Annotated in this window: 18 protein-coding genes; all 18 read right to left on the bottom strand. The window is 59.6% G+C overall.

Annotated features, from left to right (window positions below):
* Nucleotides 1-8: 8 nt before the first annotated feature.
* Nucleotides 9-968, bottom strand: a complete 960-nt coding sequence (locus tag BSY240_RS16300) for an acetamidase/formamidase family protein (RefSeq protein WP_069042982.1) — start codon at nucleotides 966-968, stop codon at nucleotides 9-11.
* Between the two features lie 7 nt (nucleotides 969-975).
* Complete coding sequence (locus BSY240_RS16295; protein WP_069042981.1) at nucleotides 976-2,592, bottom strand: ABC transporter substrate-binding protein; 1,617 nt, start codon at nucleotides 2,590-2,592, stop codon at nucleotides 976-978.
* A gap of 27 nt (nucleotides 2,593-2,619) precedes the next feature.
* Complete coding sequence (locus BSY240_RS16290; RefSeq protein WP_054149568.1) at nucleotides 2,620-3,540, bottom strand: ABC transporter permease; 921 nt, start codon at nucleotides 3,538-3,540, stop codon at nucleotides 2,620-2,622.
* Complete coding sequence (locus BSY240_RS16285) at nucleotides 3,540-4,439, bottom strand: ABC transporter permease (RefSeq protein ID WP_069042980.1); 900 nt, start codon at nucleotides 4,437-4,439, stop codon at nucleotides 3,540-3,542. Before BSY240_RS16285 ends, BSY240_RS16290 begins: the two co-directional genes overlap by 1 nt.
* On the bottom strand, nucleotides 4,414-5,025 hold the full coding sequence (locus tag BSY240_RS16280; protein ID WP_069042979.1) for an ANTAR domain-containing response regulator: 612 nt from the start codon (nucleotides 5,023-5,025) through the stop codon (nucleotides 4,414-4,416). Before BSY240_RS16280 ends, BSY240_RS16285 begins: the two co-directional genes overlap by 26 nt.
* Nucleotides 5,022-6,098: a transporter substrate-binding protein gene (locus tag BSY240_RS16275; protein WP_069042978.1), complete on the bottom strand. Its 1,077-nt coding sequence runs from the start codon at nucleotides 6,096-6,098 to the stop codon at nucleotides 5,022-5,024. Before BSY240_RS16275 ends, BSY240_RS16280 begins: the two co-directional genes overlap by 4 nt.
* 738 nt (nucleotides 6,099-6,836) lie before the next feature.
* Nucleotides 6,837-7,571, bottom strand: a complete 735-nt coding sequence (locus tag BSY240_RS16270) for an ATP-binding cassette domain-containing protein (protein WP_054149571.1) — start codon at nucleotides 7,569-7,571, stop codon at nucleotides 6,837-6,839.
* Nucleotides 7,568-8,785, bottom strand: coding sequence for an alanine racemase (locus BSY240_RS16265; RefSeq protein ID WP_069042977.1), 1,218 nt, complete (start codon nucleotides 8,783-8,785; stop codon nucleotides 7,568-7,570). The genes BSY240_RS16270 and BSY240_RS16265 overlap by 4 nt, the downstream gene beginning before the upstream one ends.
* A gap of 13 nt (nucleotides 8,786-8,798) precedes the next feature.
* On the bottom strand, nucleotides 8,799-9,746 hold the full coding sequence (locus BSY240_RS16260; protein WP_069042976.1) for an ABC transporter permease: 948 nt from the start codon (nucleotides 9,744-9,746) through the stop codon (nucleotides 8,799-8,801).
* A 73-nt stretch (nucleotides 9,747-9,819) separates the two neighbouring features.
* The gene (locus BSY240_RS16255; protein ID WP_054149574.1) at nucleotides 9,820-10,881 is read right to left on the bottom strand and encodes a substrate-binding domain-containing protein; all 1,062 of its coding nucleotides are present in this window, start codon (nucleotides 10,879-10,881) and stop codon (nucleotides 9,820-9,822) included.
* 26 nt (nucleotides 10,882-10,907) lie between these two features.
* Nucleotides 10,908-12,047, bottom strand: coding sequence for a M20 family metallopeptidase (locus BSY240_RS16250; RefSeq protein WP_236759266.1), 1,140 nt, complete (start codon nucleotides 12,045-12,047; stop codon nucleotides 10,908-10,910).
* A 113-nt stretch (nucleotides 12,048-12,160) separates the two neighbouring features.
* Nucleotides 12,161-13,327: an ROK family transcriptional regulator gene (locus BSY240_RS16245; RefSeq protein ID WP_236759265.1), complete on the bottom strand. Its 1,167-nt coding sequence runs from the start codon at nucleotides 13,325-13,327 to the stop codon at nucleotides 12,161-12,163.
* Between the two features lie 1,094 nt (nucleotides 13,328-14,421).
* Entirely contained in the window at nucleotides 14,422-15,195 is a 774-nt protein-coding gene (locus BSY240_RS16240; protein ID WP_083229642.1) for an IclR family transcriptional regulator, read from the bottom strand.
* A gap of 62 nt (nucleotides 15,196-15,257) precedes the next feature.
* Entirely contained in the window at nucleotides 15,258-16,481 is a 1,224-nt protein-coding gene (locus BSY240_RS16235) for an aminotransferase class V-fold PLP-dependent enzyme (RefSeq protein ID WP_069042973.1), read from the bottom strand.
* An 18-nt stretch (nucleotides 16,482-16,499) separates the two neighbouring features.
* Nucleotides 16,500-16,985 (bottom strand): RidA family protein, encoded by a 486-nt coding sequence (locus BSY240_RS16230; RefSeq protein WP_069042972.1) that lies wholly within the window; start codon nucleotides 16,983-16,985, stop codon nucleotides 16,500-16,502.
* Nucleotides 16,982-17,938: an ABC transporter ATP-binding protein gene (locus BSY240_RS16225; protein ID WP_069042971.1), complete on the bottom strand. Its 957-nt coding sequence runs from the start codon at nucleotides 17,936-17,938 to the stop codon at nucleotides 16,982-16,984. The genes BSY240_RS16230 and BSY240_RS16225 overlap by 4 nt, the downstream gene beginning before the upstream one ends.
* On the bottom strand, nucleotides 17,931-18,929 hold the full coding sequence (locus tag BSY240_RS16220; protein ID WP_069042970.1) for an ABC transporter ATP-binding protein: 999 nt from the start codon (nucleotides 18,927-18,929) through the stop codon (nucleotides 17,931-17,933). Before BSY240_RS16220 ends, BSY240_RS16225 begins: the two co-directional genes overlap by 8 nt.
* Nucleotides 18,926-20,032: an amidohydrolase/deacetylase family metallohydrolase gene (locus BSY240_RS16215; protein WP_069042969.1), complete on the bottom strand. Its 1,107-nt coding sequence runs from the start codon at nucleotides 20,030-20,032 to the stop codon at nucleotides 18,926-18,928. The genes BSY240_RS16220 and BSY240_RS16215 overlap by 4 nt, the downstream gene beginning before the upstream one ends.

The raw sequence follows: 20,032 nt of genomic DNA, 5'->3' as shown, positions 1-20,032 counted from the left end.
GGATGCGGTCATTCGAAGACGGCCCTCGGGAAGTAGAAGCTCACCACGACATTCGGAATGTCGACGATTTCGGAAATCCGAAGATCACCGCAGGTCGAGACGAGCATATAGGCGTCGACAGGATCCATCTTCTGCGTCGTTGCGAGAAGATCGACCATGCCGGAGACGGCATCCCTCGCCGCAGCCCATAGGTCCGGACCGATGCCGGTCGTCACCTCATAGCCCTTGGAATCGAGATGACGCGTGACCGGCCCTGGCGTCGTGAAACGCGGCATCTTCAGTGGCTGATCCTTGATCAGGTCGAGTGTCAAAACGACATCGAAGGGACTTTCGATGGCCGTGCCGCAAACCTCACCATCGCCCTGAGCGGCGTGGGTATCGCCAACGGAAAACAGTGCACCCTCGACCTCGACCGGCAGATAAAGCGTCGTTCCAGCGGAAAGATCGCGGATATCAAGATTGCCGCCCACACGCCGCGGCGGCACAACCGTATGATGACCGTTTTCGGCAAGCGCATTGCCGATCGTTCCCGCAAAGGGCTTGAGAGGCACGCGCGCGGTCTTGCCAAACAGCGCGGGCTCCATGCTCGTCGCGTCAAACTTCCAGACATTGAGCGCAGGCACGGTGAACTGGTCGGCCAGCAGCCCGAAGCCCGGGATGTTCGCTGTCCAGCCGAAGCCGGCGCCGTCACGAAGCTGCGGCGTGAAGCTCTCGATGGTCACCTTCAGCACGTCACCGGGCTTCGCACCATCGACATAGATCGGACCCGACACCGGGTTGATCTTGGCGAAATCGAGCGCCTGCACATCCTCGACGGTGGACTGGGGGCCAAGTTGGCCCCCAGAACTGTCAAGGCACTGGAACAGGATCGTCTCGCCCGGTGCAGCATTGAGTGCCGGAGCAAAGGAATTGTCCCAGCCGAAATGGTGCTGATGGGCGTGGATCGTGTGATTGCAGTGCTTGCACATGGCTACATCACTCCTTGATGAAGACGTAGTCGTAGTTGACCGGGATGGACACCGGATCGACATACAGGGCGTTATCCCCCCCCATGCGGGCAGACTTCATCGTATAGCGCTGCTCGTTGAACACCGGCGCCCAGGGCGCGTCTTCCATCACCTTCATGTAGATTTCGGACCATTTGGCGAGGCGTTCGTCCACCTTGGCAGGATCGACGATGGAATCGGCGTCTGCGGCCATCTTGTCGAGGTCCGCGTTGCAGTATTTCGACCAGTTCCAGCCACCTTCGCCGGCACCGCCGCATCCAAGGATCGGCCCGTAGAAGTTTGCCGGATCCGGGAAGTCGGCGATCCAGGCCATACCGCCGGACCAGATCATCGGCGCATTGCCGGCACCGCCTGCCTCGATCACATTGGCTTGCGCCAGGGACTTGATCGAGGCGTTGATGCCGATTGCCTTCAGATCCTGCTGGATCGCCTGGGCGATACGCGGGTTCGGATCGGTGTTCATGACGAAGAGTTCGGTCTCAAACCCCTCTGCGTAACCGGCCTCGGCCAGGAGCTTCTTTGCGCCTTCCTGGTCGAACTTGTAGCCCTCGTAAGCTTGAGTGTAGCCCGGCATGGATGGCGGAAGCGGCTGGGTTGCCGGAACGGCACGTCCATTGATAACCTGAACAATGCGATCCTTGTTGATCGCCATGTTCACGGCACGGCGTACCTCGACCTTGTCGAACGGCGCCTTCGTGACATTCATGGTGATGTAGCCGGTATGCAACTGGCCGCCTTCGACCACGAGGCTTTTCTGCGCTTCATCCTGCATCACTTCGACGAACTTGGCCGGCGGAATGCCGTCACCTGGGATATCGACCTCACCGTTCTGTGCCCGCAGCAAGGCGACGACCGGCTCCTGACCGACTTCAACCGTGAAGCTGTCGAGATAGGGAACGCCCGAGATCCAGTAATCGGCGTTCTTCTCGAAGACGAGGCGCTGCCCGAGCGTCCATTCGGTCAACTTGAATGCCCCTGTGCCGACCGGCTTCTTGCCGAAATCTGCTCCGGCTTCCTCGACCGCTTCCTTCGGAACGACAAACGAGAAGTTGAGCGCCATGACGTGCAGGAAAGTTGCGTCCGGACGCGACAGCTTGAAGACGACAGTGCTGGCATCGGGCGCAGACACGCCCGAGACGGTCTCGGCCTTGCCCTCAGCAGCGGCGTCATAGCCGTCGATCATCGCAAAGAAGCCCTGGCCGGGTGACTGCGTGGCCGGGTTGATCACGCGGTTGATCGAGTAGACGACGTCGTCAGCCACGAGTTCGCGGCCATTGTGAAACTTGACGCCGGGGCGCAGCTTGAATGTATAGGTCAAGCCGTCCTCGGAAATCTCATGGCTTTCGGCAAGACCCGGACGCAGGTTGGTGGTGCCGGGTTCGTAGTCCATGAGACCGTCGAAGACCGACTTGATCATCGACCAGTTCTGCCAGTCATAACCGATCGCCGGATCGAGCGTCGCGACATCGTCCTTATACGTAACGACCATATTGCCACCATGCTTCGGTTCCTGGGCCGTGGCCGGCGCAAAGGCCGGCAGGGCCATGAGGGTTGCGAGCGCAGTTGAAAGGATAAGCTTCTTCATAGGCCTTACTCCTGTGGGTTGACGGTTTCAGCGCAGCTTGATGCGCGGATCGATGAGCGGCGAAATCAGGTCGGCGATCAGGTTGCCGATGACGATGCCGCAGGCAGAGACGAGCGTGACGCCCATGATGATCGGGATGTCGACGCGCTGGATCGCTTGCCAGGCCAGCTGACCGATACCGGGCCAGCCAAAGACACTTTCGACAACGACAATGCCGGACATGAAGAGGCCGATGTCGATACCGATCATCGCGATGATCGGCAGGATGGCGTTGGGCAGGGCATGTCCAAGAATGACCCTGCTGCGGCCGAGGCCCTTGGCGCGGGCGGTACGGATGAAGTCGGCCCGCAATACGTCGACCATGGAGGATCGCATGATGCGCGAGTACCAGCCCGAGCCGAGAATACCGAGTGTCACGGCCGGCAAAACGAGATGGGCGAAGGTGCCGTATCCGCCGATCGGGAACCAGCCGAGCTTCACCGCAAAGACGAACAGCAACAACAGCGCCACGACGAATTGCGGCGCAGAGACCGTCAGGAAGCTCGTTAGCATCAGCCCGTTGTCGATCGCCTTGCCGCGATTGAGCGCAGCCACGATGCCGAGCGGCAGGCCGATCAGGAGCTCGCAACCGATCGCTGCAACGAGCAGGAGCAAGGTTGCCGGCAGGCGCGAGAACAGGAGCTCGGCGACTTCCGTCTTCTGAAGATAGGAGCGTCCGAAATCGCCCTGGACGAGGTTCAAGAGATAGTTGCCGTACTGCACGAGAAACGGCTGATCCAGCCCGAGCTGCTGGCGAATGCTCTCGACAGTTGCAGCCGTTGCGGAGCGACCGGCGATCTGACGGACCGGGTCTGCCGGCAGGACGTAAAGAAGGACGAAGGTGATGAAGGACACGCCGAGCAGGATAAGCGCCGACTGAACCAGGCGTCTGAGGATATAGGCAGCCATCAGTCACGCCCCTGTTGTGTCGGATCGAGAATGTCGCGTAGCGCGTCGCCGACGAGGTTGAAGGCAAGCGCCAGCAACAGGATCGCCGCCCCGGGAATGAAGACCAGCCAAGGTGCAGACTGGAAGTAGGTCTGGTTCTCGAAGATGATGTTGCCCCAGGACGGAATCGGCGGTTGAACACCGATGCCGAGGAACGACAAAGTCGCCTCCAAGAGGACGGTGGTCGAGATTCCAAGCGTCCCCCAGACGATCAAAGTCGGGATCAGATGTGGCAGTATGTGCTTGAACAGGATGCGCCCATGGCTGGCGCCAAGCGTCTTTTCCGCCGCGATATAGTCGCGTTCGGCGAGCGAGGAGGTCTGCGTGAAGATCACGCGTGCCGTCTGGACCCAGTTCACAAAGGCAATCACCATCGCAACGATCCAGAGGGACGGGGAAAAGATCGCAGCCAGACAGATCGCCAGGAGCAGTGCCGGAAAGGCCATCATCAGATCGGTGAAGCGCATCAGCACCGCACCGATGATGCCGCGGAAGTAACCCGCGGTCACGCCGACCAGCGTGCCGATCAGCAAGGCGGTTCCGTTGGCAACCAGCCCGATCACGAGCGAGGTCTGCGCGCCATACAGGATGCGCGAGAACAGGTCTCTGCCCAGAAGATCCGTGCCGAACCAGAACATCGTGTTCGGCGGCAAGGGCGCGCCTTCGATGGTGAGGCCGTCAAAGAATTGCTCGTAGGGATCGAAGGGTGCAAGCCACGGGGCGAAGATCGCGCCACCGACGCAGACAAAGGTGATCAGGAGCCCCAATAGCGCCAGCTTGCGTTCAGCCAGTTGCCGCCACACGGATGGCCCGCTTTCCGGTACGGCCAAGGATTCAGGCGGGATCGATGCGTCTGCCATCGTCGGCACCCCTTTCATGCGAGTGATTAGCCACCAGCCGCTCGGCGGCAATCTCGATCGTCACGCGCCAAGCCATCGCGGTCTGACGCAGAAGGTCATAGGCCTCGGCTTCCGTCTTGCCCTTCATCACGAAGAGCATGACGGCGCGCACGATCGTCTGACGTGCCGAAAGGCGGCTCTGCAGATCGGCGATCAGGGCTTCGGAGGCCTTGGCCCGATCGAAATTGCTGCGCGCGACGAGAAGAGCGGCATAGACGCCCTTGTCGCTCATCGGCTTCAGGAGCTGGGCGTGCGCGCCCATTTCCATAGCCCAGCGCAAGCGGCCCGGCGCTTCCGATCCGATAAGCGCGATCATCGGCATGGGTGACTGTCCGGGCGTCCAGGGGAACTGCTCGTCGTGGCCCATGTCTGCATCGTAGAAGATGAAGTCTGCCTCGATCGTCTCGACCGGAAGCTCGGGCCAGACCTCGTGGACCTCAAGGCCAATGACCCCGAGTTGGCGGACAAGCCCATTTACGGAAGGGTGAGGTCGGTGCAGGATCCACGCGGTTGCTCCACCCAGATTTTCTGTCCTGATGCGGGTCATGACACCACTTTCAAGTGGGAGCCCGAATAGGCGGGCTGCGCCCTTTGCGTGAGGTATGGATCAGCACGCATCACAGGCAGTCGCCTGATCTCCTGAAACCGACCATTTTCCAGACGCGCGATGATCGCCGGCTGGCGCGCATGCAGGTGCACGGGATCAAGGCGCGTCGTGCGGCCCGCCTTGAGCGCCGTGTGCAGGAGTTCCGCCAGGGGAAGCTCTTCTGCCTCGGCGCGACCATGCAGAAGCAGGGCCAGTTCATGCACGGACTGGCGCGCCATCTCGTAAAACGATCCGCCCCTCCCGCCGTCTGGCTCGAACCACGGACCGGCCGAAACCAGCCCTTCGGCCGCCTCGCCTGCCGCCTCGATCTCGCATTCGGTGAAGTTGCACGACAGCACGGTCAAGCCATCGACGAATTCGGCCTCTTGCTTTAACTGGGCGAGCCGCGCCAGAAAGGCGTAAGCGCTGTCGCCGACGAGCGAGTTCAGTATGAAGCTCGGCTTCAATGCCCTTATATCACTGATGATGTGGTCGAGTTCGGTGTCACCGATCGGAAGGTAGCGATCGCCCAGGACCTGTCCACCCGCAGCTGCGATCTTCTCGCGCGCGATCTGCGCCATCTCCCAGCCCCAGATATAATTGGAGCCGACGAGATAGGCGCGCTTTCCCAGCGTGGGCAGCGCCCAGTCTAGAAGCGGCAGCAGATGCTGGTTCGGGCAGGCATGCATGTAGGCGACCCGCTCGGACGCCTCAAATCCCTCATAAGGCACTGGGTACCACAAGATTCCGTCGAAGCGCTCGAGTTCAGGAATGACCTCCTTGCGACTTGCGGATGTGATGCAGCCGAAGATATGGCGCACGCCGGAGCCACGCAGGATTTCGCGGCAGAGAGGCGCATAACGGTCAAGCCGTCCGTCAGGGTCGCGTTCGGTGACGCGGAAGGATACATCGAGCCCCGGATCGGCATTGACCTCCTCGACGCCACGAAACACGCCGTCGCGGCTAGCCCGCGACAAGGCAGCATACATGCCGCTGCGTGACAAAAGCACACCAATGTCTACGATTCGCTTCATCCGATTCCCAATGCAAAAAGCCCCGCCGATGCGCGTCATGGACGCGATCGAAACGGGGCTCAGGTGCCGCTATTTCTTTCAGTTTAGTCTCGCAGACCTGAGATTGGAAGCATAATTTCAAAATCAGCCACTGAAACTGCATGAATCCATCGCGCAGACGCTGCGGCGCGCAACATTTGTGCACTTGCTGATTTTTGCCTCTGCAATTGCCGAAAATCCCCGCGTTTTCCACGTCCGTCCAGCGATGAACTGATGGATCATCGAAAGCAAAGCTCGTCAGGCAAACTTGAGCCGTCTCGCTTGTTGCCGGCGAGATCATCGCCCGCTGGAAACGGATCACGCATCGTCCGGGATATTGGCTCGTCGGACGTTCGTTTGAATAGCCCCGAGATTTCTAGACACCTTCTTTCCTAGCTTTGAGGCAAGAAGATCACTGCTCTGATTGCTCTGATTGCTCTGCTCCCTAACACTGGAGGGATATTAGGGTTCAGGCCACCAGCGACGCGATGCGCGAGGACAGCGCCTCGATTTGGTCCAGATACAGTCGGCCGGTCTCTACAACGATAAGCTCGAGGCCGGCTTCGTGATCTTCAATAGTCTTCGCCAACAGGGCTAGGTCCGCGATGCCTTGAGGTGCACATTGCGATGCCGTCGGGAGGGGGCATCCACTCCATCAGCCCTCTTCGATCGCTGCAGGAATTTCTGTACCTTCAGCGACCATCAGGTGTCCCGGGCCGTTCATGCCGCAACCCCTGTGATCATGGCGATGATTTCGTTCTTGTCGGTCTTGGCCGTTTCCCTGATGCCAATCTGCTGACCCCGGCGCAGGACACAGATGCGATCAGACAGGCGGAATACCTGATCAAGGCTATGCGAGATGATGAAAATAGCAAGTTTACGTAGCTTCAGCGCCTCAATTGTCGCCTCAACCCGTGCGGTTTCGGCAACCCCAAGTGCTGCTGTGGGTTCATCGAGAAGGACGAGCTTTTTGGCCCAATGTGTGGCGCGCGCAATGGCGACACCCTGCCTTTGACCACCCGACAGGTCGCGGATGGTAGCGGAGGCCGAAGGGATGCGCACATCAAGTTCCTTCACCAGAGCCTCGGTTTCCGCGATCATCCGTTTACGATCCAGCAGGCGAAGTGGGCCTTTCACGGGTTCGCGGCCCAGAAAGAGGTTCATGTAGACCGTCTGTTGGTCGGCAAGGGCAAGGTCCTGATAGACCACTTCGATCCCACGCTCGCGCGCAACTGAGGCATCGGCAAAGCTGGCGGGTTCACCATCCAGCAGGATCTCGCCCGAGGATGGGGGGTAAACGCCCGAGATCATCTTGATCAGTGTGGATTTGCCGGCGCCATTGTCTCCTACCAGAGCCACCACTTCCCCCGCATTAAGGTCAAGCGAGAAGTCCTGAATCGCGGTGACACCACCGAATGACTTGCGGATATTCTTGAGTTGCAGAACTGGGGTCATGATATTGCCTTACGCAAACGGGGCCAGGGCTCTGGCTGACCAAAAATATTCTCAATGGATATGACCTGCGGGTTGCCAGTCGAGATTCCGGCGATCCCCACGGAATAGGCGCGAGTGACGAAGGCCTGGCCGCGGAAGCCGAAAACAACGGTGTCGCCGGTGCGCGGTGGCGTTGGCCCGGTGGCGTCGATCATGCCGTAGTAGTCAATCGCAGCAGGGGGCGGGATTTCAACCGACCGCAAGGATGCGGCATCAACGGTCGGTTCAGGGCCAACCAAAGCCTGCACATCATATTCCGGGAACACCGGGTCAATGTAGAGCCCGCCGCCAAAGCAATAGGCGCGACCAGCGTGCAGGTGGCTGACTTCGGTCAGATAAAGAACGGCGGGACGTTCTGGCAGGTCATCCACTGCATGCAGCGGCGTCGTGCCATGCAGACCATTGCCCGGCTCCACCTGCGTCGCGCCTGCTTCGGCCAGTGCCTGCAAGGTGACCAGCGATGTCGTGCCGGGGGCGTTGATTTCAAGGTCTGAAAAGCCAGCCCGGCGTAGCGCATCTGCGGTGCGCTGCAGGGTGGCCAAGTTCGGGGTATGGCGCACTCTACGGCTGGCATGATCGTAAAGCTGCGCTGGGAAGGTGGTAATCCCGGCGAAGCACGCGCCATCCAGCGCGTCGATCCGGCGCGCGGCCTCAACCGCAGCTTCAGCTGCAAATCCGCCTTCGTGACCCCGGTAAAACGTATCACCTTGGGTTTGGACGCGGGCAAGAAGGGCTTGTTCGCGGCCCGACGCCTTTGCAGCAGTGGCCGCCTCGGCGGCCTTATCGTCTGAAAACACCGTCCAATAGTCGGGTGCAAGGTCACGCGCGGCCATGGCGGCTTCGGCGCGGGGCACTTGAACCAGATGACCAAGATGGCCGATCCGCAGGCCCGCGTTTTGGCATGCGATGGCACAGGCCATGTCTACGGCCACCGCCCGGTCAATTCCACCCGCCATCACAGCGCGGGAAAACCCAGTATTACGGCTGACCTGCTTGGTCATTGCATAGACCTTCAGGCCCAGTCGGTCGCCCTCAGCGCGCATAATGCGAGCGTTTTCGGTAACAGCATCCAGATCGATAACATAAGAATTCGCGGGGATCATTCCGGCCTGATGCAGGGACTGTGCGGTCCGGATGAAATCAGGATTGCGGCGGCGCAGGACGTCAAGGAACATGAGGAGCCTCCTGTTAGCGGTTGGGTTCGCGCAACGAAACGGCAACGGCAACCAGTACGATCAGGCCCTTGATGATCATCTGCCAAGAGACGGACAGGCCCATCAGGATCAGCCCATTTGACAACATGCCCATCATCAGACTGCCGACCAGCGCGCCCGGAATAGTCCCCCGACCGCCGCTCAAAGCTGTGCCACCGACGATGACAGCTGCGATCACCGTCATCAGATCGCTCTCACCCAAGGTATAGCGGGCGGCCTGTAGGCGGCCTGCATAGAGGAGCCCAGCCAGACCCGCGCAGGCCCCAGACAGCACCATGACCGAAAGCCGCAGGCGCACGACGCGTATACCAGATACCAGGGCCGCCCTCGGGTTGTCGCCTGTGGCCAGAACATGTGCGCCATAACGGGTTTCCCGAAAGATCAGATGGCCGATTACCAGCGCTGCCATGGTCCAGAGAACCAGCGAAGGGATGCCGAAAACGCGGCCGCCGCCGAAGACAGCGATGAATGGCTCTGCGGTGACAGGAATGGATTGCAGGTTCGACAACTCACGCGCCAGTCCGGCGACGACGCCCATAGTGGCCAGTGTGACCAGAAAGGAGGGCAGCCGCGCATAGGCGACAATAGCACCGTTCACCAGCCCAACGGCCATGCCGGTTCCCATTCCAGCCAGCACGCCAATAGGCCAAGGATAGACCCGCATCACCATGGCCGCGACGATCGCGGCCAATGCAACGGCAGCGCCAAAGGACAGGTCGATTTCCCCAGCTGCCAGCACAAAAACAAGCCCGACGGCCAGCACCGTCGCGGGCGCCGTCTGCAAGACGATGTTGGTCAGGTTCTGGGCCGACAGAAACCCGCGATCCCAAAGCATAACCGAGAAGAAAAGGAAGATCAGAACAAAGCCGGCATAGACGATCAGTCCCTGCAAGGCGGCGCGCGAGGGGAGTGTAAAGTTCATAACATGCGTCCAAACAGAGAGAAGGGCGAGAAGTGGTGCTGCGCCAGGCGACGACCGGGCGCAGCAGGTCGCATCACTTCAAGGCGTCGAGCACTGACTGCGGCGCGTCTTTGTGCAGGGACTTCCGCCAGCCCTCGACGACGTTATCCTTGGTGACGGTCAATGCGGGGGCGACGATGAAGGGCGGGTTTTCGACCCCCAAGACGGCGCGGGCACCAACGGCCGCCATGGCACGACCCAGCTCGTAAGCCTCGTCAGCGACGATCCCGGCCACGTTGCCACCTTTGACCATGTCAAGCGCGATGGGTTCCGACAGGTCCAGCGTCACGATCTTGGTTGTGGTGTTGCTAGTCGCGCGAAGAGCTGCCAGCACACCTTCGGCCGGGCCCGCCCAAGTGACGTAGATGCCACCAAGATCAGGGTTTTGCAGCAGCATCGCATTGGCGATTTCTTCGGCGCGTGCCGGGTCGCTGATCCCGGCTTCGGCCACAATCTGCATGTCGGGGTAGTCATTCTGGATCGTGGTCTTGAAGGCGTTGTCGCGTTGGTTGGTGACGTAATAGGCAGCATCATGGAAAATCCAACCGACCTTGCCCTTGCCACCCATCGAAGTCGCCAGAACATCTGCCGCCTGTTTGCCCATCTGGAACAGATCATCTGTTACAATGGCGCCATAATCCGTGGGGTGTTTGTAGTTAGCAGGCAGGTTCGACAGGAACACCAGCTTTATGCCGGCTTCGCTGGCCTTCTTGAACGCTGCAGCTGAAGCCACCGGATCCAAAGGCAGCGACAGAATGATATTGGGTTTCAGTGCCATCGTGGTTTCGACATCGGCCAACTGCTTGGCGCTATCAAACCCAGCCGAGGTGGTAGCGACAACTTCGATCCCCAGGCGGGTGAACTCATCAGTCGCACCTGCCGTTACCGCGTTCACGAAGTCGGCCTGGTCGTGCCAGAGCAGGGCCGCCTTCAGACCCTTGACTTTAAGTTCAGCCGCCTGCGCTTCGTCCAAGGTGATTTCGGACGCGGGCGTAGCTGCCTCGCCCGATGGCCCAACGGTCTGCGCGCTGGCGGGAAGTGCCAGCAGCGTGAGCACCGAAAGCGATGCCAGAAGTTTCCTCGTCGCAATTTTCACGGTCGTTCTCCCTGATGTTGGCCCGATCACTCGGGCAGGATTCCGCAAGTGGTGGCGATGAAAGCCGCGAAGGCCAGAATGCCGTCGTGGTAGTCCTTCAGCGGCACCCGCTCGAAGTTGGTGTGGCAGATCGAGATGTCACCGGGCGCGCAGTAGACAGCCGGGATGCCGATCGTCTGTGTGAGGAAGGGCATTTCCGACCAGAACGGTGCCCCTTCGATGCCGCCGCGATCCGGGCGGACAGATGCAATGCAGTTGGACAAGGTCCTGACCAAGTCATGATCAACCGCAATGCCGGCAGGCGATCCGCCGCGTGGATGGTCACGCCCAGCTGGAAAGACGATCTCGATGCCGATATCCGCCGGGGTCGCTGCGCGGATCACCGCTTCGAGTTCGGCGGTCGCGCGATCAAGGCTGTCACCCGGCAGCAGCTTGCCGATCATAGAGAAACGGCATTCGCCAGGTACTGCGATCAGGCCGCCGGCCTCAAGCCCTGTAACCAATGTGAAGGCCCGACCCAGTAGCGGATGCTCGCGGGCTGTTGAAAGCTGGTCGGAATGATCCCAAATCGCCTGCAAAACTCTGTGCGCGGCCCGCAATGCGTCCCGGCCAAGATCGGGGCGACCAAAGTAGGCCGCTTGTCCGGTTAGCTTCACGTCCGCGATGTAAAACCCTATCTGCGTAGGCAGCACCTGCAATCGTGTCGGCTCGACATAGACAGCAAGGTCAGGGCGGGGAAGTTTGCCAGAGGTGACGGAATTGGCCCATTGCCGCATGCCCGCGCTGATGCCCGTTCCAGTCTCGCCGCTCTCTTCGTCGCCGACGAAAGCATATGAGACGCTGCCTGCGAGACGGATGCCCGACCGGTCAATCAAGTCCAACGCGGCCAGCGCAGTGCATATGCCTGCTTTAAGATCGGCAGCACCACGCCCCCAAAGTTCGCCATCGACGACTGCCGCACCAAACGGGTCTTGCTGGGCGTGACCAGCCCAATAATCCCTCCAGTCGCGAGGGTGGACCACATCGGTATGCCCAATGAACAGCAGGTCCGGACCTGTTCCTGCGCCGGGTCGTCGCCCGCTTATGTTGGGGCGGCCCGCGAGGAATTCCTCGACACGTGGTGAAAGGCGAAGGCGCTCCATCTCGGGCCGCAGCATCGCAACCATGTTGGCCTCGTCACCGGTGACCGAGGCCGCTTGCACTGCCCGTGCCAGCAGATCGGTCGCTGCGGCCGTGTCCAGACGGGCGCGCAGTCGGGTGATCAAGGTGTCGCGGCCGGTCATTCTGCTGCCCTCGGGATCAAGCCAGGCTTAGGCGCCGGGAGCGTTACGACTGCACCCGGGGCGGACTGAGCAAAGAGCGCCGTATGCAGTTCGGTAAGGCCGATCGCCACGGCACCGCTGAGAGCAGCGTGGTTTCCAAGCAGGCTTGGAACGACACGGATTGGGAAGGGAAAACATCGCGCCAGCTCGGCTTCGGTCGCCGCGATGATCTCCGGGCGCGCGCCAATCGAGCCACCAAGGATAACGACCTCGGGCGCGATCACAGCGCCTAGTGTGGCCACCGCGCGGGCAAGCTGCCGGGCTACGCCGTCAAGGACAACCTGTGCTGCTGCATCGCCTTCTGCGGCAGCTGAGAATATCGCTGGCACTTCGATGGCGCGCCCAGTCGCCGACTGATAAGCCGAACGGATACTCTGAGTGGCTGTCACTCGTTCAAAAGCACCAACCCGCAGTGACTCGGCCTCGAACGGATCGGCGCCAAAGGGCAAATAGCCAAGTTCCCCTGCTGCGCCGGACGCCCCACGCAACAAGTTACCATTCACGATCAGGCCTGCACCAATGCCGGTTCCCAGGGCAATGAAAGCGAGATGGTCGATCCCGCGCCCTGCCCCAAGCCATTGCTCGCCCAGAACGGCAAGGTTGACGTCATTCTCCAGCATGACTTGCGTGCCGGTTTCCTTAGACACGGCACCCCGGAAATCAAAACTATCGATTCCTGCAATGTTTGGCGCGAAGCGCACATATCCAGTGGCCTGATCCGGGACACCCGGACAACCGACAACCGTCTGCCGAACCCGCGTCCGGTCGACATTGCCTTGCATGACCGCGGCCTCGACCAGCTCACCTATTTGGACCGCAACGGCCCGGCCACCATCGGGATGGGTCGGAGCGACAACTTCTGCGACGATAGAACCGGCCAGATCAACGATGGCCACACGAAGTTTTGTGCCACCCAGATCGACGGCAGCCATGAAAGCACTGTCTGGGATCAGTTCATAGGTCGTGGCCGTACGACCGACGTGGCCAGAAGTCCGGCCCGTTTCGCTGACCCAGCCTTCCTCTTCGAGGATGCGCACGAGTTCCGAGACCGTTTGCTTTGAAAGCCCGGTCTGTTTCGAGATCGAAGCGCGCGAGATTGGTCCGCAATGGATGATCGACTGCATCGTCATGCAAAGCGAAACCTGCCGGGAAAACGAGTGGGACTGGGCGGGTTCCATTTAGCACCTTATTAATTCGTTCTGTTGACGAACTAACTATGGCGCTGTGATTTAGTCAAGCAGAATCTGATCCGAAGGCACCAATGCACCGGCGGGCGTCTCCGCCGGGCCTTTAGGGGAATCCCTTCCTTTCAAAACGGGAATTCGTCACAGCGGTCGGTACGGTTGCGTCGGTCCACTTAATATAGTGGATGCGACGATGACCGAGGACATTCCCTTTTCGCAGTACTCTGCTGTTGCCTTGCCGACACCTCTAAAGCAGGTGATGCGGTACCTTTCGGCGTCCATGCCTGGATAGTCGTTTTCGTCGCGCATCACGCGACCGTCCGAGAGTCCGGGACGCGAGATAGCAAGGGTGAGGTGGTGATCTTAAGGCCGCCTTGGGTGATTTGGACTTCAGGACGCTGAAGGCAGCCAACACGGCCCGGACTGACGCGGGTTGCACGATTGAAACCGAACAGGCTTAGGTGATTGTTGGTCGAAGGGATGGCACTGGCGACCGGAATGATCGGGGGCCGTTGCAAAACATGTCTTCCCTCGCCCTGCTAAGATGGTTTGCTCAAAGCCCCCCCATGCTGCTGGTCACCACAGAACCCCTTCCCGCAATATCTGCCCACACCTGATGAGAGTTAAGAAATACCGTCTGGACGGCTTTCCAAGTGCTGTACTTGCCGCGCTTCATCACCCGCGACAAGGCCGACTATTATCGGCACCTTCAGGCCGTTCGGGACACAGGGGACTGGGCGGCTTCGGTCATCTATATGCTCGAAGCCGTGGCTGAGACTTCCGCCACGACCGTTGCTCGGGCGAGAGTGACTACTTCATCAATGCGGCGTTGGTGAAGCTCTTTCTGGACCTCTCGGACGGCCCGTAAGGCGTCACTCAATCTGAAGATTGGGTGAGAATCCGGCGAGAATTCGTGGCACGGCATCTGTCAGCCGCTCGGCGTCAGACAGGCTAAATGCCCGGAGTCACATCCGGGCCGTGACCACGGCCTTCTTAAAGACTGTGGGGGCGATGTCACATCATTGGCGGCAGGCTCAAGACGGTTGGTCAAAGCCAATCGAAAGTTCAATGCGACGCGCAGCATTCTTGACCGCTGTCGCGAGTTCATCCGCACGAGCATCAGCTTGACTATCCGCCAAGACAATCGAGATGGTAGCGGCGCAAGCTCCTTGCTCATCGCGGATAGGAGCGGCTATGCAAGCAACCGCATATTCGGATTGCCCCATCTGGATGGCAAGTCTGCGCTGAAAGTCCTCTGACGACTGCCGGGCAAGAACCAGCGGATCGGTTTCAGCTCTACCCGTTGGTGATGACCGCGCCGACCTTGCAAAAGCTGCGATACGCTCGCCTTCTTCGAGATGCCCAAGCAGAAGGCGGCCCGATGCTGTCCAGTTCAGCGGGACCCGAGTCCCCACGTCCGACGTCACGCGGAAGTGCCCTTCGCCTTCCACCATTGCAATCACAGTCATCATACCTTCGTCGCGCGAACACAGTTGCACCGTTTCGCCCGTTTCCTCACAAAGCCGGCGCATCTCACGACGGGCTTCCGCAAACAGATCCATCGAGGCACGGTAGCAAAGACCATAGCGCATAAGCCGAGGCCCGAGCCAGATCTGGCCGTCGCTTCTACGGGTCAACATTCCTCGTTCCACAAGTTCATCGACCAGACGGTACACAGTCGATTGCGGCGCACCAATTGCCTTGCAAAGCTCGTAGGCGTTCATCTCACGATTTGTTTCCGTGAGTGAATCAAGAATTTGCAGGCTGCGATCGATTCCGCTTGTGCGGGAACGCGGTGTGTCTTCCATGCTCCACTCCTGAACTTTTACTCCCTTATTATGGGAGCTAGGCGCGATTGCAACCCCTGGCGTCAAGATAGCCAACTCATGTATGCAGCTACCCCTCCGTTGCGTGCATCGTCGGCATCATCGGCGGAGTGTGGAATTGAAGAGGCAGACAATAGAACTTCACGAAGAGTTCGGCCCACGATTTCCGCTTCACCAGGGGCCAGATTGCAGGGATCAAGCTGGAAGTAGCCCAACTCCACTTCATGATTGCGTACGACAATCGCTGGATCCAGGCGGCCTAAATGGAGCGCGATCGCAGCTGCAGTCGAGCCCGCGACTTCCGCATCCACGTCGATCTGTAGCCGGTCAAGCGGATTGCCGGTTGGATCGGACACAATGCGAGGCAGTATGCCGGGGATGCCGGCAAACTGAGACATCCACATCTCCAGCGCAGAACGTTCAGCGGAGCGAGCAGCGGCGTGGTCACGAGCCATCCACATCTCCATCGCGCAAATGGCACCTGCCATGCTTTCCTTGCCAATCTTCATACCGCGGCCAATACCGATGTTTTGAAGGTATGCTGCACGCACGAGATCGCGACGGCCAGCAATGATGCCGGCGGTCGGGCCGCCCATGAATTTGTGAGCAGAATAGACTGCAAGATCGGCCCCAGCAGCGATGAAACCCTGCAGGTCATACTCGGACGCCGCATCAACAATCACCGGTATCCCTGCGGAATGACAGATTTCAACAAATCGGGCGAATGGGATCTGGCCATAGTGAACCACATGGTGGGATACGACATAAAGTCCCGCAGCCGTCATTGGGCTGACGCCACCACGCAATTGATGGTCCATGGCCAAGGTTGACTGCCCGATGCTTTTGACTGTTGCTCCGGCGAGTTCAATGGCCGTAGACACCGGGGCACCATAGCCGCAGAGATGCCCGGCCTGAACCAAGATTTCCGATCTGGGACCAGGGTTACGGGGCAAGGCCTCTGCGCGAACTGGGTCAAGTCCGGTCATGCATCCTGCTACTGCCAACGTGATGCCCGCACTTGCTGACGCGGTTAGACAGCCAGCTTCTGCCCCCGTGAGAGCGGAAATGGTTTCACTGGCCCTTGCCTGCATCTCGTGAATGCGCAGAAAGTGACCCATGGCTTGAGCCGTCGCATGAGCAACCTCGGGATGCGCGCGACTGGCACCAAGCGATGTCATGGTACCGTTCACGTTGATAACGCGGCTCAATCTGTTTGCGTCGTGCCACGCCCAGTCGGAATTGTCTTGAATTGTATGTTGAAGCGGCATGATCTCGTCCTTCCGCAGTCAGGGCTTAAGCTCGAAGATGCCTTCGATCTCGACAGGAATATTGTTCGGCAGCGATGCGACGCCCAGCGACGACCGCGCATGGATACCGCCTTCGCCAAAGACATCATGCATCAGACGAGATGCGCCATCGATCACTTCTGGATGTCGTTCGAAGCCGGGGACGGCATTAACGAACCCGACCAGCTTTACCACACCGGCAATGCGGTCGAGCGTGCCGAATTCATCGCGTAGCACAGCGAGCATATTTAGTCCGATGAGACGGGCATGGTCAGTTGCGTCTTGTGCTGTGATCTCGTCACCAACTCGCCCTCTTATCAAAGTACCGTCTGGTCGCACCGGGCCTTGGCCCGACACGTAAACTGTCCCACGGTCGATACGCAGATTGCGAAAAGCACCAATTGGTGCCGGAGCGGCCTGGGGCAGCAGCAGCCCCAGCGATTTCAGTCGCGCCTCTGGGGTTGGCTGGGTCTGTTCCACGTTCATGCAATGTCCTTCGTCTTGATGCAGTGCGCGGTGTGCTTATTCCCGACCAGAACAGGGGCCGGGAAAGCAATGGCGCAGTCGGGTTCTGCAAGTCTGCACCGTGTGCGAAACACGCAGCCTGACGGTGGATCTAGCGGACTGGGGATATCACCGGGCAGAATTTCGCGGGCTTTTCTGTGGCCGGGATCAGGGCTTGGGATGGCCGAAATCAAGGCGCGGGTATAGGGATGTCGAGGTTCGTGATAAACCTGCGCTGCCGGCCCCACCTCAACGACCCGCCCGAGATACATCACCGCGATCTGGTCACAAAGGTATTCCACTACAGACAGGTCATGGGCGATGAACAACATAGTGAGGCCGCGCCGTTCACGTAGCTCCATCAGCAGGTTCAGCACCTGCGCCTGGATAGACACATCAAGTGCCGATACGCACTCGTCCGCCACAATGAACTCAGGGTCCAAAGCGAGTGCACGAGCGATGCCGATACGCTGACGCTGACCTCCTGAAAACTCATGAGGATAGCGATCGGCGGCTTCGGGTGAAAGTCCAACTTCGCAGAGAAGATCAGCCACCTTGGCGCGCCGTTCGGAAGCTGTGCCCAATCGATGGGCGATCAGTCCTTCAGCTACAATTTGTCCTACCTTGAGCCGGGGATTGAGCGAGGAAACAGGATCCTGGAAGATAAGTTGCATTCGCTTGCGAAGTCCGCGCATGGCCCTTGCATCAAGCGTGTTGATGTCTGTGCCTTCCAAGAAGGTCTGTCCGGCGGTGGGCTCGGTGAGGCGCAAAAGAGCTCGACCAAGTGTGGTCTTGCCTGAGCCGCTCTCCCCAACCAATCCGGTGATAGAGCCGCGTGGAATATCCAGATTGACATCCGTGACCGCATGAACTTGGCCCCGGACTGTCGGAAAGCTCTTGCTCAGACCGCGCAGACGGAGAAAGGCATCAGACATGAGCCTGCTCCCTCAGTTGTGGATGATGGCAGGCGACCTGAGTACCCAAGTCGAGGTTACGCAGACTGACAGGCGCAGAACAATCAGCATCTGCAAGGCCGCATCGCGGTGCGAAGGCACAGCCCGATGGAAGAGCGGACAACGCTGGGACGACACCAGGAATTGGGACTAGCTTCGTACCCGGTTTTCGACCTGGGCGAGGAATCGAGGCCATCAGACCACGCGTATATGGGTGAGCTGGCATATCGAATAACGGTCCGACATCACCTGCCTCTACAATCGAGCCGGCATACATCACGGCCACATTGTCGGCGATTTCCGCTACAACGCCCAGATCGTGGGTTATAAACAGGATCGACATGCCCATTTCCGTTTGCAAACGCCGCATCAGATCCAGGATCTGCGCCTGCACGGTTACGTCTAAGGCGGTGGTCGGTTCGTCAGCGATTAGCAGACGTGGACGACAGATCAGCGCCAGCGCAATCATCACGCGCTGGCGCATTCCCCCGGACATCTCGTGAGGATACTGGTCCAGCCGAGTGGAGGCTGCCGGAATTTCCACCAGCTCCAGCATCTCGATTACGCGACGACGACGAGCGGGGAGATCGAGCCCTTCGTGGACAAGCACCATTTCACCGATTTGGTCACCCACTGTGAAAAGCGGATTGAGCGAGGACATGGGCTCTTGGAAGATCATCGCCATATCCGCGCCGCGAAGGCTACGGCGCAGCCCCGGCTTTGCATTCAGCAAGTCGATGTCGTGACCGTCTCGCGCCGAAAAACGAATATTGCCACCAAGGATCCGAGCGTTCGATGCGAGAAGCCCCATGATGGCGAGCGATGATACCGACTTGCCCGATCCGCTTTCGCCAACAAGAGCAAGAGTTTTGCCGGTAGCCACCTTGAACGACACATTCCGTAAGGCGGTGACTGTCCCGCCATGTCCTTTGAAGCCAACACTGAGGTTTTCCACAGACAGCAGGGTAGTCATACCCCCCTCCGGCCGGCGGGTTGCCAGTCTTTCCCGATCAAGGTAGCAACGGGTTCCAGCATCCTGTTCAATATGGCGTGATTTCCCAGACTATCGACCACATCATGAGCCGTTTCGTTCACTCGGAAGAGTGTGAAATCAGCCCGATGCCCAACCTCAGGCACCGGTTTAAGGCCCATTGTCTCGCGGGGATGGCTGGTGATGGCGGTGATGGTATCCTCGAACGATAGGCCAACGGCCATCAGCTTCGAGGCAGTGGTGGCCAGGTCTTTAACCGCGTCATCAATATTTCGTAGATGCAGGTCGGTCGAAATCGACCACGGCTTCAACCCATCGCCAATCGCCGAACGGGCGGTCGCGAAGCAAAACGACGCTTGCCCATGGCCGATATCCATCCGTACGCCCTGGTCCGACAGGCGAAGAGCCTGCTGGAAAATGGCGGCCGTATCGCGAATTGACCCCGCCTTCTTGCCGTTGAAGCAATGGGTGACGATGTCACCCGGGGTCAGGATATCGAAGATCTCATCAATGAGGGGCGGTGGCTCGCCCACATGGACCATCAGCGGCAGATTGCTCATTTCGGCGATGCGCTTGGCAATCTTGGCAGGCGTGATACCCCAAGCCCCTACGATGACACCAGATGCGCGTACCTTCACACCGCAGATCACGTCTCGATTGGCTTCGATCACTGCAAGGGTCCGATCCACATCGATTGAGCGCATATCGATCAACTCTGACACACGGTTGCAGGCAACAAGCCCGATAGACCCGATATTGAGGAAAGCCCGAATGGTTTCAGCGGCCGGGTCGATAATGTACTCGCGCAAACCGAGGAAATTAGCCTCGCCAGCCGATCCGGCATCCGCCATCGCTGTTACGCCGTAGGCGCGACCGGCCTGTTCGGCGCGGACCGAGATGTCGGTGCCGCCATGCCAGACATGCACATGTAGATCGCACCAACCCGGAGACAGGAACTGTCCGCCACAATCGATTGCCTGCGCACCATGTGCGGGTCCGTCCAACAACCGCCCATCGTCACCGACATAGATTGCCTGCGCTTGAGGCATCGCAACGGAACAAAAGTTGGTCAATGTCAGTGCCAT

The organism is Agrobacterium sp. RAC06 (assembly GCF_001713475.1).
Taxonomy (GTDB): domain Bacteria; phylum Pseudomonadota; class Alphaproteobacteria; order Rhizobiales; family Rhizobiaceae; genus Allorhizobium.
The sequence above is the reverse complement of the archived record's forward strand: the minus strand, read 5'-3'. Positions and strand labels throughout refer to the sequence as shown.